Consider the following 14,784-nt stretch of genomic DNA (forward strand, 5'->3'; position numbering starts at 1 on the left):
GCCGGCTACCGCTGCAGCTCGAGGACGGTCTGGCCGAGCCGGATCGGGACGCCGGTCTCCACCGGGACCGGGTCGGTCACCTGCGCCGAGCCCAGGTAGGTGCCGTTGCGCGAGCCGAGGTCCTCCAGCCACCAGCGGCCGTCGTGGAAGAACAGCCGGGCGTGCCGGTTGGAGGAGTAGTCGTCATCGAGCACCAAGGTGGAGCCGGGCGCCCGACCGATGAGGATCGCCGAGGATCCGAGCGCCAGCGTGGTGCCGTTCAGCGGACCGGCGGTCACGCGCAGCCGAGTAGGTCCGCCCCGGGCGGCCCGACGGGAGGGCCGTGGACCGCCGTCGGGCCGGGACTTGCGTACGACGCTGCCGTGCGCCAGCACCCGGGTGCCGAACACGTCCCGGCGCAGCACACCGATAGCGGTCAGCACCAGCAACCAGAGCAGGGCAAGGTAGCCCACCTTCATGACGGTGACGATCAGGTCGCTCATCGCCGCCGGTCACCGCCGGCCGGAATCGTCGGCTCCGGACCAGAACAGGATGCGGGTGCGGCCGATGGTCAGCGTGTTGCCGTCCACCAGGGTGGCGGCATCCACGTGGTGGCCCTCGATGTAGGTGCCGTTCGTGGAGCCCAGGTCGGTGGCGATCACCCCGTCCGGGGTGATGCGGATCTCCAGGTGCCGTCGGGAGACGCCGGTGTCGTCGACGATGATGTCTGCCTCGCTGCCGCGGCCGATCACAGTGACCGAACCGGTGAGCAGGTAGCGCTGCCCATCGATGTCGACGATCGGGTGCCGGCTGCTGGCGCGGTTGGTGGTGGCCGGCGCCACAGCGCCGCGGCGAGAGGCGGAGCGCACCCGGAACCTCCCCGGCTCCAGGTCTTCGGCCTGGTCGAACTCCACCTCCACCGGACCCACGAACACGTACTGCTGGCTGGTGGCGTGGTCGGTGGCGGCGGTGATCATCTCTTCAGCCATCGCCTCCTCGCCCCAGTCGCGCACCTGCTCGTAGTCCTTGCCGGAGAGCTCGACGGTGAACGTGTTCGGCACCACGGTGCGGCCACGGGAGAGTGCGGCGGTACGTTCGTCCATGTCCCGCCGGATGGCGCTGGCGATCTCCACGGGCTTCAGGTCGGAGCGGAAGGCCTTGGCGAACGCGTTGTTCACGACCCGCTCGACGCCCTTCTCGAAGCGATCGAGGACTCCCACAGCGCACCTCCCTCTCCTGGTCTCGTGGCCGACCACGGCCGTCAGCCCGCGCCTGGCTGCACGGGTTCTCACGGAATCGTAAGCCGTATCGCGCGGCTGTGTCCTCAGGCGTGCCGGTCGCGAGGTCTATCCTTCGTGCGAACGTGTGGTTATTGCCGTCCGTCGGGCGCTCGAGCGACACCAACCACACGTTCGCGGAGGCGAGGATGTGGGCAGCAGGTGAGGTAGCACACGCTCAACGGTGACGAGCGCGCGGCCGGCGCGTGCTAATCTGCATGCGGCGATCAGCACTGCCTGGGCAGCGTTCATCGCCAACCACGCGCGAGTGGCGGAATAGGCAGACGCGCACGGTTCAGGTCCGTGTGCCCGCAAGGGCGTGGGGGTTCAACTCCCCCCTCGCGCACAGCAGGAAGCCGCAGGATCCCAACAATTCGAAGGGATGCTGCGGCTTCTTTCTTGCTCCATGCATAGTTTCATGCATCAGTTTCCCGGCTGACTCTCCTGACCTTGAGAAGCGCGCTGGCCGACATCCCGGCGTGTCGGCGATGGGGCCCGCCGACGAGGTGCCTCGAGGGGCATCGGGGAGAGGATGAGTTGAGATGGGCGAGTGGGTGGTCTCCGGTCAGCGGGTGGTGACCGAGCCTGGCGTGCGGTCGGCGACGGTGGTTGGGTCAGGCGGGCAGCGGCTTGGGGACGATGGTGCCGACCAGCAGCCGGATGCGGACATGGGCGCCATAGTGGTGGGTCAGCAACGTGACCGAGATACCTCCCACGAGCCTGTACTTCACTCCGAGCTGGGCGGCGATCTGGGAGATGTCGAACGCGGCTCGCCACGCTGAGTACCAAGAACTACAGTCTGCTCCTCATCGGCCCGAGAGTGGGACTCGCGCCGCTCTACGACATCGCCTCAGGCTTCCCCTACGACGCGCACGAGCTCCACGGGCTACGCCGGGCAGCGATGAAGATCGGCGGCGAGAGCCGGTTCGGCCGGATCGAGCGACGACACTGGGAACGGTTCGCCACCGAGATCCGCTACCCGGCAACGCGGCTCATCGACAGGGTGGACGAGCTCTCCCGACAGCTCCCAGACGCGCTGTCTTCCGCCTTGGACGGTGAGCCCGAGGCAGCGGGTGAGCTGCGGAGCCGGCTGCTGGATCCGGTGACCGAGAACTGTCTGGCGACCATCGGTGGTCTCCGACACTGACGCACTCGTCTTCCCGGCATCCAGCCGGGACACGTCTCCGAGGGAGGCCATGACGACGCTGGGTGTCGTACCAGTGGTGGTCTCTCGGAGGTGTTGAGAGGTATTGCAGCACTCGTTACTATTTACGCGTGACTATTTCGGGGACAGGATCCGGCCTCACCACCCGCATGGCGATCCTCGGTGCGCTGTCCTTCCGACCCATGCACGGTTATGAGATCCGCCGGGAGCTGGAGCTGCGGCGGGTCGACCGGTGGGCAGGAGTCAGCTACGGGTCGATCTACGGCCGGCTGCGCAGCCTCGTCCGCGAGAAGCACATCGAGGTCGTCGGCTCCGAACAGGTAGGCAACCGGCCCGCGCGGACGGTCTACCGGATCACTCCTGCCGGCGCAGACGAGCTCACCCGAGCGATGCGCACGGCACTGTCCACACCGCAGTTTCCGCCCCAACCCATCGATCTCGCCCTCTCCTTCTGCGCTACCGCGGACGCACGGCTGGGGAGCGAAGAACTGCTGCGCCTGCTGCGCATCCGCGCGAAGACGCTTACCACCCTTGCGTCCGAGCTGGCCCAGGCCCGTACCGAGCCGGTCAGCTCCGCGCCCGGCGTCTCCGACCTCGTCAGCGACCTCTTCGCTCATCGCCGGCAGCAGATCGAAACCGAGCAGCGATGGGTGCAGCACGTCCTCACGCGGCTGGAAGCCGGGGCATATGGCTCCCCGGAGCGCGGCGCGCTCGACACGGCACCGCACATGCAGGGGACGGACCGGTGAAGGACTCGCACACGACCCACCGCCGGCGAGGCATCACCGCAGCCGCCGCGCACGGTCTGGCCGGGCAGGTGCCGCCCGCGCTCGGGCCGATCGTCCTGCGCGATGCGACGATCGTCGATGCGGTCACGGACTGCCCAGAACCCGCAACGATCGTCATCGCCGATGGCACGATCGTCGACGTCACCACCGGTGACCGTCCGGTCGTGCCGAGAGACGCACCCAGCATCGACCTCGGCGGTCGCTTCGTGATCCCCGGCTTGTGGGACATGCACGTGCACCAGTTCGATGCCGACCATCTGCCGTTCCATCTCCTCAACGGTGTCACCGGCATCCGGCACATGGGCGGCATCCCCGCCCACCACCAGTGGCGGGACGACCTGCGAGCCGGGCGGCTCACCAGTCCGCGGATGGTGCTCGCGAGTCCGATCATCGACGGTCCGCAACCGCTACGCCCCGGTTCCATCGCCGTCCACGACGCCGAGAGTGCCCGTCGCGCGGTCGCTGAGAGCCACGCTGCGGGCGCAGACTTCCTGAAGATCTACAACCTCATCCCGGAAGAGGCGTACCGGGCGCTGGTCGACGAAGCCCGGCAGCAACAGATTCCCTACGCTGGACACCTCCCGCTGGTCACCACGCTCGCCGACGCAGCAGCCCACGGGCAGGCCAGCATCGAGCACCTCGAGGGGCTGCTCGTGGCGGGAGCCCGCGATGCCGACCGGCTGCAGGCGGAGATCGCCGGGCTGACCGTGGCCTCCCTCGCCGAGATGCACCAAGTTCAGCACCGGATCAGCCAGGCTGCCGGGCAGCAGGAGACCGTCCGGGCCGAGGAGATCTGTGCTGACCTTGCCGCCCACGGGGTGTGGAGCACACCGACTCTCGCTGTGCTGCACGCCGCCGCGACCGCCGGAACGGCCGACTTCCCGCTCGCTGGCCTGCTCGGCTACGTCGAACCGCACCTCCGCCCGATCTGGGACCAGATGCTGAACGCTGAGGTCTCCCGTGCGCAGCACGAAGCGCAGCGCACGCTGTTCGAGAGCCAGCTGGCGTCCGTCGCGCGGTTGCACGACCACGGTGTGGGGCTGCTGGCCGGCACCGACACGTTCGTGCCGGGGTTCAGCCTGCACGACGAGCTCGAGCTGCTCGTCATGGCCGGCCTCGAACCACGGGAGGCGCTGACCACCGCGACGTACAGCCCCGCGACATTCCTCGGTGTCACCGACACCTTCGGCACAGTGCGGCCCGGCCGGGTCGCCGACCTCGTCGTGCTCAGCTCCGATCCGCTCGAGGACATTGCACACACCCGCAGCATCTCCGGCGTCATGCTTGCCGGGCACTACTACGACGAGCGCGCGCTGGAGCGGCTGCACACCGCTACGGCAGCTCGTGTGCGCGCCACCTGCTGACCGGTGTGGCCGCAGCCGCCGGCAGGCTGGCTGCCCGCAGGCTTGCTGCCGGCAGACGTGCCGCCGACAGTCAGCCGGGCGAGGCTGGCGGTCGGAGCGCGGCAGCGAGCTCCTCGGGACCCGGTGCGGGCGTGCGGAAGAGGCTGTGCAGCTGGAGCCCGTCGGCGAGCGTGGCCAGATGGTGTGCGTCCGCCTCCGGGACGTGGCAGGCGAGCTGCCGGTAGAGGACGTTGGTGGCCTCGTTGCCCAGCGCCCGGAAGTCACCGTCTCGCAGGCCGAGGAGGTACAGCTCGTAGGCGACCACGGTGATGGCCCGACCGGTAGTGATCTGAGTGTGCACGAGCTCGGCGAGCCGTTCGTGGATGGTGGGCGCAGTCACCGTCTGCCCCCACGACGTCAACGACGCCTCCCGTAGCTCGATGATGCTGCGAGCGGCTTCCAGCAGCAGTGCCCGCACGGAGTCGAAGTGGTAGGAGACCGACCCGACCGGAACTCCAGCGCGGGTTGCGACGGCGCGGGCGCTGATCGCGCTGAGGCCCTCATCCTGGAGCAGACCGACCGTTGCCGCGAGGATGCGTGCGCGCCGGTCAGGGTCGTTCGGCGTGTTCTTGGTCCGAGCCACGGTGTACCGCCTTCCGGGTGCGTCGCTCAGCGGGGAATGCGTTCACGGTCGCGACCCCGATGATCACCAGTACGATCCCGGTCCACGCTAGCGGGGTCATCCGGTCACCGAAGAGGAGGATGCTGAGCACGACGACACCCGTAGTGCCCGCAGCAGTCCACACCACGTAGGCCAGACCCATCGTGATCGTCTGCAACGCCCGTGAGAGCGCGACGACGGTGGCTGCGTACGCGAGGAGGGCGACCACGGACGGGAGCAGCACGGTGAAGCCGTCCGAGGCGCGCAGCGAGAGGGTCGCCAGCACTTCGAGCACGACCGTCAGGGACAGGTAGACCCAGCCGCGCAGCCTCGCCGGGCTCATGCCTGCACCGCCGTCCCCAGCAGGGCCACACCGACGATGGTGATGGCCACGCCGACCAGCTGCGGCCCGCTGGTACGCACCTGGAAGGCGACGCGATCGATGGCGAGCAGCACGACGGCGGCGGCGCCGGTCCAGACCGCGTAGACGATCCCGACCGGCATCCGTTGCAGCAGCAGGGCCAGCATCACGGTGGCGACACCGTAGGCGGCGATTGCGCCCAGGCTGTACCCGACGCGGCGGAAGCCGTTCGACGCACGGGTGAGGACGGTTCCGGACGCACCGGAGCCGATCGCCAGGACGAACATCAAGAAGAGCACACCTACAAGAGTATGTACGTGCGTACATAATCTCAATCGGTGGGTCTGTCGGGCTGATCACACCGGGACGCCGGGCCGCGTCATGGGCAGCGCCGCACGAGACCGTCGCCGATCGAGACGAACGTGTCTGCCGAGCGTTCGGCAACATGTCCGCACAACCCGACATTATGGTCGCGGTAGTACGCGGGTCGCCGGGGCCCGTCCACCCGGGACGGCGCCAGCGCGGACGGCACCGTTCCACCAGGTCAGCGACGCTTCTCCGGAGAAGCGCGTGGCCCCCGCCTCCTTCCCTGCACCTCGTTCTCGACGCAGCTTTGACAGGACGTTAACTCTTGACGACCGAACATGGGTGTGGTCGACTGGTCCCCGTCGCGACACCCCCAGACGCGCCGTCGCACGGCTGAGCAGCCCGACCGCGCCGGCACGTCCAGGCAGCGGCAGCTGCGCGGTGCGTCCCTCGTGGCGCGTCCGCACGCCGGTCTGCCTACAACCCATCACTTCGATCATGGAGAACGACCATGAGCAGGAAGAAGGCGCTCGGCGCAGTCGCCAGCGCGGCGATCGCATCCCTCACCCTGGCAGCGTGCAGCGGTGGTGACGGAGACGGCGGCGGTGGTGACGGCGGCACGCTGACGATCGTCGCCAACGCGATCGCCGGCGGGAAGAACGAGGCCGAGGCCACCTGGATCAACGAGTGGGTGATCCCGCAGTTCGAGCAGGCGATGGCCGACGAGGGCCAGGACGTCACGGTCACCTTCGAGGCCCAGGGCGTGGACGACGAGGACTACAAGACCAAGATCGCCCTGGACCTGCAGTCCGGTGGTGGTGCGGACATCATCGGCATCGACGGCATCTGGGTGGGTGAGTTTGCCGAGGCCGGCTACATCGCCCCGCTCGCCGACGTCGGCGGGGACGCGGTCACCGACTGGGACGGCTGGGAGCAGATCCCGGACGCCGTGCAGAACGGCCTGTCCTTCGAGGACCAGCTCTACGGTGTGCCGCAGGGCGCCGACGGCCGGGTGCTCTACTACAACAAGGAGCTGTTCGCCCAGGCCGGGCTGCCCGAGGACTGGCACCCGGCCAGCTGGCAGGACATCCTCGACGCCGGGCACGCGCTGCAGAGCATCGACGGCGTGATCCCGATCCAGCTGAACGCGGGCACCGCCATGGGGGAGGCCACCACGATGCAGGGGCTGCTGCCGATGCTGGTGGGCACCGGTGCGGAAGTCTACACCGACGGGCAGTGGATCGGCGCCACCGACCAGCTCCGCCAGGTGCTCGACCTGTACCGCACGATCTACGTCGACGAACAGCTCGGCGACCCGATCCTGCAGCAGGAGGCGGATGGCCGGGACAGCTCCTTCGCGCAGTTCGCCGACGGGCAGATCGGCATCCTCCTCGAGGGCGACTACTTCTGGCGTTCGGTGATCGACCCGAACGACGGCACCGCCCCGATGGACGACCGTGACGAGGTCGTCGGCTACACCCTCATCCCCGCCGAGACCCCCGGGTCGGGCATCAACGGGCAGGACTTCGTGTCCATGTCCGGCGGCACCGGCCGGGTGCTGAACCCGAACTCGGACAACCCCGAGCTCGCCTGGGAGCTGCTCGCGTTCATGAACTCCGAGGAGGCGTTCGACGCCCGCGCAGAGTACGGCGGCCTGAACATCAGCCCGCGCACCGACGTCAACGAGGAGCTCCTCGAGGGCAACGAGATGCTCACCTTCGTCAGCGACGAGGTCCTGCCCATCACCGCCTACCGCCCCGGCCTGGCCGCCTACCCCGAGGTCTCGGTGGCGCTGCAGGAGGCCACCGCCGCCGTGGTGTCCGGCACGTCGGTGGACGACGCCCTGGCCAGCTACTCCCAGGCGGTCGCAGGCATCGTCGGCGAAGAGAACGTCAACAACGGCTGAGGCGGACCAGGAAGGTGAGTGTGGCAACAGCCCACGCGCGCTCGTCCGGGCGGCGCAGCAGACGCCGCCCGGACGACGTCGCCGGCCTGGGCCGGACCGGCGCCGGTACGTTCCTGGTGCCCGCGTTGGCCCTGATCGGCCTGTTCCTGATCTTCCCGGCGCTGTGGACGATCTACCTGGGCATGACCGATTACCGGCTCACCGGGCTGGCTGCAGCGGACCCACAGTTCATCGGCCTGGAGAACTATCGGCAGGTCCTCGCCGACGCCGAGTTCTGGCGCTCGCTGCGGCTCACCCTGATCTTCGTGCTCGGCTCCGGGGTGCTCGGCCAGACCCTGCTCGGGTTCTGCGTGGCCTGGTCGTTGCGCCGGCTGCCGCGACTGGCCAAGGGCCTCATCGAGACCCTGGTGCTGGCCGCCTGGGTGGTGCCCACGTCGGTAGGCTCCTTCCTCTGGCTCGCCCTGCTGGACCGGCACGAGGGCACCCTGAACTGGTTGCTGGACACTCCGGGCACCGCCTGGCTGATCGAGTACCCGATGGCCAGCATCATCATCTTCAACATCTGGGTGGGCACAGCGTTCTCCATGCTGCTGTTCTCCTCTGCGCTCGGGGCCGTGCCGCCGTCGCAGCTGGAGAGCTCCCGGATGGCCGGCGCCAGCACCTGGCAGCAGCTGCGGGACGTGGTGATCCCCAACATCCGCGGGCACATCCTGACCAACACGCTGCTGATCACGCTCTGGACGTTCAACACCTTCACCCCGTACCTGCTCACCGCCGGCGGACCGAACGGGGCGTCGGAGATCCTCCCGGTGTACATCTACCGCACCGCGATCCCCGGCGGGCAGCTCGGTGTGGGTGCGGCGATCTCGCTGCTGATGCTGCTCATCAACCTGGTGATCGCCCTGGTGTACATGCGCATCGGTCGGGAGAAGAAGACATGACCGCCACGTCCGCCGCCCGCTCCGGTGGCACCACCTCCAGCACGACGGCGGCCCGCACCGCGCGCAAGTTCCTCACCCGGATCCTGTTCGTCCTGGCGATGGTCGTGGTCGGCTTCTTCTTCGCCCTCCCGCTGGCCTGGTTGGTGACCGCCCCGTTCAGCAAGGTGCCCACGCTCACCGTGTCCTGGCCGGACTGGACGCTGGAGAACTTCCGTGTGCTCACCGAGAACCCGTACGCGCTCACCTCCATCGGCAACTCCCTCATCCTCGGCTTCGGCACGATCGCCGTGGTGGTCACCACCGGCTCGCTGGCCGCCTACGCGCTCTCCCGGGTGCGCATCCCGGGCCGGGACGGCCTGCTCTACGGGTTGCTGCTGCTCTCCTCGGTGGTGACCGGCACCGCGGCGATGGTGCCGCTGTTCCAGCTGATGGTCGCCACCGGCCTGATCAACACCCAGACCGGGGTGGTGCTCGCGCTCTCCGGCGGGGTGCTGCCCACGGTGATCTTCATCCTCAAGGACTTCATGGACTCCATCCCGAAGTCCTATGAGGAGTCCGCACGGCTCTACGGCGCCAAGCCGCACCAGATCCTGCGGCACGTGGTGGTCCCGATCGCCCGACCCGGGCTGGCGTTCGTGGCGGTCTGGGCACTGGTGCAGGTGTGGGGCAACTTCCTGCTGCCGTTCATCCTGCTCCGCTCCCCGGAGTCCCAGCCTGCCGCGGTGATCATGTACACCTTCTACACCGAGTCCGGGCAGGCCGACCTGAGCCTGATCTCCGCCTTCTCCCTGGTGTTCTCCATCCCGGTGATCCTGTTGTACTTCCTCGTCAACCGCCGGTATGGCTTCCGCTTCCATGGAGGGATCAAGTCCTGATGGCTACTATTGCCACCACCACCCTGGTCAAGGAGTACCCCGGCGGTGTCCGCGGGGTCGACGGCGTGGACGTGACCATCGCCGACGGCGAGTTCTTCGCCCTGCTCGGCCCGTCTGGCTGCGGCAAGACCACGCTGCTGCGCTCCATCGCCGGCCTGGAGGCGATCACTGAGGGCACGCTGCACATCGGCGAGGTGGACGTCACCCAGGCCGAACCCGGCGAACGCGGGGTGGCGATGGTGTTCCAGGACTACGCCTTGTTCCCGCACATGGACGTGGCGGACAACATCGCCTACCCGCTGAAGATCAAGAAGGTGAAGAAGAGCGAGCGCCGCGCCAAGGCGGTGGACGTGGCCGACGGGCTCGCCCTGGACGGGCTCAGCCTGCGCCGCCCCGGCCAGCTCTCTGGCGGCCAGCAGCAGCGGGTGGCCCTGGCCCGCGCTGTGGCCACCGAACCGGAGGTGCTGCTGCTGGATGAGCCGCTGTCCAACCTGGACGCCCGGCTCCGGCTGGAGGCCCGCACCTTCCTCAAGGAGCTGCAGCGCGACCTGGGCGTGACCACCGTGTTCGTCACGCACGACCAGGCCGAGGCGCTGGCGCTCGCCGACCGGCTCGCGGTGATGAAGGCCGGCCGGCTGCAGCAGGTGGGCACCCCGCAGGAGGTGTTCGGCCGGCCGGCGAACACGTTCGTCGCCTCGTTCATCGGCTCCTCGCCGATGAATCTGGTCACCACCACGATCGCCGACGGCGCAGTGCCGGTCGGGCAGGGCACGGTCCCGTTGCCGGAGGGCCTCACCCAGGCGGACGGGCGCGAGGTGATCTGGGGTGCGCGCCCGGAGTACCTGCGCTGGTCGGCCGAGGAGGTGCCGGTCGGGGTACCTGCGGAGGTGAGCGTGACCGAGAACCTGGGCGCCTCCGCCCTGGTCACCGCCGTCTCCGGGCAGGAGAAGCTCCAGCTGGTCGTCCCGGAGGAGGACGCTCCCGGTCCCGGCGATGCCGGCTGGGTGGTCGCCTCCGCCCGACGTAGCCTGCTCTTCGACCCCGAGACCACGGAGCGGATCGACTGAATGAGCACCAGCACCGAGCGCCTGCACCTGACCCTCGATGACCAGATCGCCGACCGCTACTACCGGGTGCCGTTCGAGATCACCCCGAGCACGCCGTCGGTGAGCGTGCAGCTGGACTACGACACCTCCGCCGGGGTGATCGACCTGGGCTGTGAGGGCGCCACCGGTTGGCGCGGTTGGTCCGGCGGGGCGCGGGACCGCTTCACCATCACCGGCTCGGCCGCCACCCCCGGCTACCTGCCCGGTGAGCCGGAGCCCGGCACCTGGTACGTGGTCCTCGGGCTGCACAAAGTACCTGCAGCGGGACTGGACGTGACCGTGCGGATCTCCACCCCCGCCGTCGAACAACCGGAGACCGAACGCGAAGTACCCGCGCAGACCCGGCGGGTGCGCGGCAGCGACCGGAACCTGCCCGCCCCGGCGGGCCTGCGCTGGTACGCCGGCGACTTCCACGCCCACACCGTGCACTCCGACGGCTCGCTGAGCATCAGCGAGCTCGCCGCCACTGGGGTGCGCGCCGGGCTGGACTTCCTCGCCGTCACCGACCACAACACCACCAGCCACCACCCCCACCTGCCCCGAGTCGGTGCCATGCAGGGCATCACGCTGCTGCCCGGGCAGGAGGTCACCACCGCCCGCGGGCACGCGAACGCCTTCGGCGACATCGGCTGGATCGACTTCCGCGAGCCGGCCCAGACGTGGGTGAGCGAGGTGGCCCGCCGCGGCGGCGTGCTCAGCATCAACCACGCCATCGACGGCGACTGCGCTTGGCAGCACCCGCTGGGCGAGCTGCCGGCCGCGCTCGAGCTGTGGCACATCTCCTGGTTCCGGGACCTGACCTCGACCGCACCATGGGCGTTCCACCAGCGCTGGGACCCCGGTGCGGTGATCCTCGGCGGCAGCGACTTCCACGACCGAGCCGACCCGTGGACCGTGGGCACCCCGACCACCTGGGTGGCCGCCGAAGATGACTCCGCCGAGGCGATCCTCGCCGGCGTGCAGGCGGGCCGGACCGCGATCAGCGTGGGCGTGAGCGAGGACGCGGTGCCCCGGCCGCTGCACACCCCGGTGCTGCTGCGGGTGGAGGACGATGTGATCGCCGTGGCCGGGGCCGGCACTGTGCTGGTGGACGCCGAGGGCCGGCGCCGCCGGATCACCGGTGACCACGAACGCATCCCAGCCACCTGGGGGACCGGCCGGTGGCACCTGCAGGATGCCGACCGCCGCGTGCTAGCCATCGCCTGAGCCCGCCTGAGCGCGCCTGAACGGAGGAGCTATGACCGCCGACGACCTGACCGCCACCGGCCCGGCCGCGCATGGACCGGGCATCATCCTCGTCCCGCACACCCACTGGGACCGGGAGTGGTACGAACCGCACGAGGTGTTCCGGCTCCGGCTGGTGCACGTGCTCGACGACGTGGTCACCCGCCTGGAGGCCGACCCGGAGTTCCGCTTCACCCTGGACGGGCAGACCGCCGCGATCGAGGACTACCTGCAGATCCGCCCGGAGATGCGCGGGCGCGTGTCCGCCCTGGTGCGTGCCGGACGGCTCGCGATCGGCCCGTTCCTCATCCTGCTGGACGAGTTCTGCTGCGACGGGGAGACGATCGTGCGCAACCTGGAGCTCGGCATCGAGCGGGCCGAGCGGCTCGGCGGGGCGATGGGGGTGGGCTACCTGCCGGACATGTTCGGGCACACCGCGCAGATGCCGCAGATCCTGCGCGGCTTCGGCATCGAGCACGCCGCCCTGTGGCGCGGGGTGCCGGCGGCGGTCACCGAGCACGCCTTCACCTGGCGGTCCCCGGACGGCTCGGCCGTGCGCACCGAGTACCTCTTCGACGGCTACGGCTCCGCCCTGGACCTGTTCGCGCCGGGCCGGCTGGCCGAGCTGGCCACCGCCTACCGGGAAGCCACCCGCTCCTGGTACGGCGACGACCCGGTGCTCGGCATGTTCGGCACCGACCACATGGCTCCGCCGCCCGAGCTGATGGACACGATCCGCGCCCACAACCAGGCGGCGGCAACCACAGGGGCGCCCACGATCCAGGTCGCCACTCTGCCCACCTACCTCACCTCTTCTCGGGTCGTCATGCCAGGAGTGCGCCATAGCGCACCTCTGACAGGACGACCCGAGGGGGTGGGGCCGGTGGTCACCGGGGAGCTGCGCTCGCACGCCCGGGGCAACCTGCTGCCGGGAGTGTTCTCCATCCGCACCAACCTCAAGGCGGCGATGGCCCGCGCTGAGCTGACCCTCACCCAGGCTGAACGCCTGGCCGCGCTGCACTCGAGTGAGGACCACCGGTCGTTCTTCGACCTGGCCTGGTACCGGGTGGTGGAGTGCACCGCGCACGACTCGATCACGGGCTGTGGGGTGGATGCGACCGCAGACCAGGTCGCCGCCAGGCTGGACAACGCCGCACAGATCGGGCGGGCGGTGACTGAGCGGGTGCTCACCGGCCTGGCCGCCGAGGTCCCCGCCGATGCCTACCTGCTCGCGAACACCCTGCCGTGGGCCCGCACCGTTCAGGCCGAGATAGTTGTTCCCGGTGACGGCGAAACCGCACCGGGGCAGCTGGTCGCCGCCCTGCCCGAGGTGCTGGGGGAGGAGACGATGACCTCACCGGAGCTGGTGAAGATCTTGCGCCGCATCCACGGCCGGGAGCTGTTCGGCCAGCAGGTCAATGGCTACACCTGGGGCGAGGGGTCGCTGGCCTTCACGGTCGGGGAGGTGGCGCACGGGCCGTTCGACCTGGCGGCCCTCACCGCAGAGATCGACGCCGCGGCTGCCGCCGATCCGCAGGGAGAGCGGCAGTGGCGGGTCACCACCACCGCCGAACCGCGCCGCCGGGTGATCGTGGCTGCCGAGGTGCCGGCGCTCGGGCACGTGAGCGTGCGCCCTGGCGCCGGTGCCCACGGAGCGGCCGGTGCGGCCCGGGTGAGCGCTACGCCGCTGACCGTCACAGGAGACCGAGCCTCCGCCGTCGTGGCCGAGGACGGCACGCTGACGGTGACCGGTGCGGACGGCACCACGCTGACCGGGGTGGGCCGGCTCGTGGACTCCGGCGACCGCGGCGATGCCTACAACTACGGACCGCTCGCGCACGCTCCGCTGCTGGATGCGCCCACGTCGGTGCACGCCGAGGTGGTCGCCGACGGACCGGTGCGTGCCGCCGTCGAGGTCACCCGCCGCTACGACCTGCCCCTGGGCGTGGACCCCGAGGACCGGGACCGGCGGCTGGAGAAGACCGAGGAGCTGGCCGTGCGGATGGTGGCCGAGGTCCGTGCCGGCGAACCGTTCGTGCGCCTGCGGCTGTCGCTGGTGAACACGGTCGCCGACCATCGGCTGCGGCTGCACGTGCCGGTGGGTGGGCGCGCGGACCACTCCTTCGGCGCCGGGCAGTTCGACGTGACCCGCCGCGGCCGCACGTCCGAGGGCGGGTGGGGCGAGTACCCGCTGCCCACGTTCCCGGCGACCTCGTTTGTCTCCGCCGGCAACGCGCACGTGCTGCTGCGCAAGCTCACCGAGTACGAGGTGGTCGACGGTGGCGACCAGGACGAGCTGGCGCTCACCCTGCTGCGCGCGGTGGGGATGATGAGCGTGAACGTGCACCCGCTGCGGGACGAGCCGGCCGGGTCGGAGATCCCGGTACCCGGTGCGCAGTACCTGGGCACCGAGGTGACCACCGAGCTGGCGGTGCTGCCCGCGGCCGGTGGTTGGGAGCAGGCTGAGGTGGCCCGGTGGGCCGAGCACTTCCGGCACGAGGCGCTGGTGGTCCGCGGGCAGGCGCCGGTCGGGGGAGACCTTCCGGGGCCGGTCGCAGGACCGGAGCTGACCGGCCCGGCGGTGCTGAGCAGCCTGCGGTCCGTGGACGACGGCGGAGCGAACCTTCTCGAGGCCCGTCTGGTGAGCATGAGCGCAGCCGAGCAGCCGGTGCGCCTGACGGCGCCCGGTGGGTCCCCTGGACCCGGTGCGTCCGAGGGATCTGCCGGGTCGGGCTGGCAGGTCACCGACCTGCGCGGGGTGCCCACCGGTACGGATGCGGGCAGTCCGCTGCGGGCCGCGGAGGTACGCACGTTGCGGCAGGGGTGAGCAGCTGGTCGGTGCGCTGGCCGGG

Annotated in this window: 14 protein-coding genes and 1 tRNA gene; 10 read left to right on the top strand and 5 right to left on the bottom strand. The window is 70.0% G+C overall.

What is annotated here, in order from left to right; genetic code table 11:
* Window positions 1–5: 5 nt before the first annotated feature.
* Both K338_RS0106460 and K338_RS0106465 read right to left on the bottom strand, forming a co-directional pair.
* Window positions 6–482, bottom strand: coding sequence for an FHA domain-containing protein FhaB/FipA (locus tag K338_RS0106460; protein ID WP_022917361.1), 477 nt, complete (start codon window positions 480–482; stop codon window positions 6–8).
* Window positions 483–491: 9 nt separating this feature from the next.
* Window positions 492–1,199: an FHA domain-containing protein gene (locus K338_RS0106465; RefSeq protein ID WP_022917362.1), complete on the bottom strand. Its 708-nt coding sequence runs from the start codon at window positions 1,197–1,199 to the stop codon at window positions 492–494.
* A gap of 319 nt (window positions 1,200–1,518) precedes the next feature.
* Between K338_RS0106465 and K338_RS0106470 the strand changes: the two genes are divergently transcribed.
* The 4 genes from K338_RS0106470 (at window position 1,519) to K338_RS20915 (ending at window position 4,573) form a co-directional block, all read left to right on the top strand.
* Window positions 1,519–1,602, top strand: a tRNA-Leu gene (locus K338_RS0106470).
* A 432-nt stretch (window positions 1,603–2,034) separates the two neighbouring features.
* Window positions 2,035–2,403 carry a HipA domain-containing protein gene (locus tag K338_RS0106480; RefSeq protein WP_084480689.1) on the top strand — a complete coding sequence of 123 codons (369 nt, stop codon included), beginning with the start codon at window positions 2,035–2,037 and terminating at the stop codon, window positions 2,401–2,403.
* A gap of 128 nt (window positions 2,404–2,531) precedes the next feature.
* The gene (locus K338_RS24345; RefSeq protein WP_022917365.1) at window positions 2,532–3,170 is read left to right on the top strand and encodes a PadR family transcriptional regulator; all 639 of its coding nucleotides are present in this window, start codon (window positions 2,532–2,534) and stop codon (window positions 3,168–3,170) included.
* Complete coding sequence (locus K338_RS20915; RefSeq protein ID WP_022917366.1) at window positions 3,167–4,573, top strand: amidohydrolase family protein; 1,407 nt, start codon at window positions 3,167–3,169, stop codon at window positions 4,571–4,573. The genes K338_RS24345 and K338_RS20915 overlap by 4 nt, the downstream gene beginning before the upstream one ends.
* Before the next feature lie 70 nt (window positions 4,574–4,643).
* On the opposite strand, the gene K338_RS24350 is transcribed toward K338_RS20915, so the two are convergent.
* Genes K338_RS24350 through K338_RS0106505 form a run of 3 tightly spaced genes read right to left on the bottom strand, consistent with a single transcriptional unit; the run spans window position 4,644 to window position 5,873 of the window.
* Window positions 4,644–5,195 (bottom strand): TetR/AcrR family transcriptional regulator, encoded by a 552-nt coding sequence (locus K338_RS24350; RefSeq protein WP_022917367.1) that lies wholly within the window; start codon window positions 5,193–5,195, stop codon window positions 4,644–4,646.
* Window positions 5,161–5,556, bottom strand: a complete 396-nt coding sequence (locus K338_RS20925) for a DMT family transporter (RefSeq protein ID WP_022917368.1) — start codon at window positions 5,554–5,556, stop codon at window positions 5,161–5,163. The genes K338_RS24350 and K338_RS20925 overlap by 35 nt, the downstream gene beginning before the upstream one ends.
* Window positions 5,553–5,873 carry a DMT family transporter gene (locus K338_RS0106505; RefSeq protein ID WP_022917369.1) on the bottom strand — a complete coding sequence of 107 codons (321 nt, stop codon included), beginning with the start codon at window positions 5,871–5,873 and terminating at the stop codon, window positions 5,553–5,555. Before K338_RS0106505 ends, K338_RS20925 begins: the two co-directional genes overlap by 4 nt.
* 518 nt (window positions 5,874–6,391) lie before the next feature.
* Between K338_RS0106505 and K338_RS0106510 the strand changes: the two genes are divergently transcribed.
* From K338_RS0106510 to K338_RS20930, 6 genes are read left to right on the top strand one after another with little or no spacing between them, the layout of a single operon-like run.
* Window positions 6,392–7,786 (top strand): extracellular solute-binding protein, encoded by a 1,395-nt coding sequence (locus K338_RS0106510; protein WP_022917370.1) that lies wholly within the window; start codon window positions 6,392–6,394, stop codon window positions 7,784–7,786.
* A 20-nt stretch (window positions 7,787–7,806) separates the two neighbouring features.
* A complete protein-coding gene (locus K338_RS0106515; RefSeq protein ID WP_022917371.1) occupies window positions 7,807–8,727 on the top strand; it encodes a carbohydrate ABC transporter permease in 921 nt (306 codons plus the stop codon).
* On the top strand, window positions 8,724–9,602 hold the full coding sequence (locus K338_RS0106520) for a carbohydrate ABC transporter permease (RefSeq protein WP_022917372.1): 879 nt from the start codon (window positions 8,724–8,726) through the stop codon (window positions 9,600–9,602). The genes K338_RS0106515 and K338_RS0106520 overlap by 4 nt, the downstream gene beginning before the upstream one ends.
* Entirely contained in the window at window positions 9,602–10,669 is a 1,068-nt protein-coding gene (locus tag K338_RS0106525; protein WP_022917373.1) for an ABC transporter ATP-binding protein, read from the top strand. The genes K338_RS0106520 and K338_RS0106525 overlap by 1 nt, the downstream gene beginning before the upstream one ends.
* Complete coding sequence (locus K338_RS0106530; protein ID WP_022917374.1) at window positions 10,670–11,914, top strand: CehA/McbA family metallohydrolase; 1,245 nt, start codon at window positions 10,670–10,672, stop codon at window positions 11,912–11,914.
* A 31-nt stretch (window positions 11,915–11,945) separates the two neighbouring features.
* Window positions 11,946–14,759: a glycoside hydrolase family 38 N-terminal domain-containing protein gene (locus K338_RS20930; RefSeq protein WP_022917375.1), complete on the top strand. Its 2,814-nt coding sequence runs from the start codon at window positions 11,946–11,948 to the stop codon at window positions 14,757–14,759.
* Window positions 14,760–14,784 lie beyond the last annotated feature (25 nt).

This window comes from Ruania albidiflava DSM 18029, from assembly GCF_000421225.1.
GTDB classification, from domain to species: Bacteria; Actinomycetota; Actinomycetes; order Actinomycetales; family Beutenbergiaceae; genus Ruania; species Ruania albidiflava.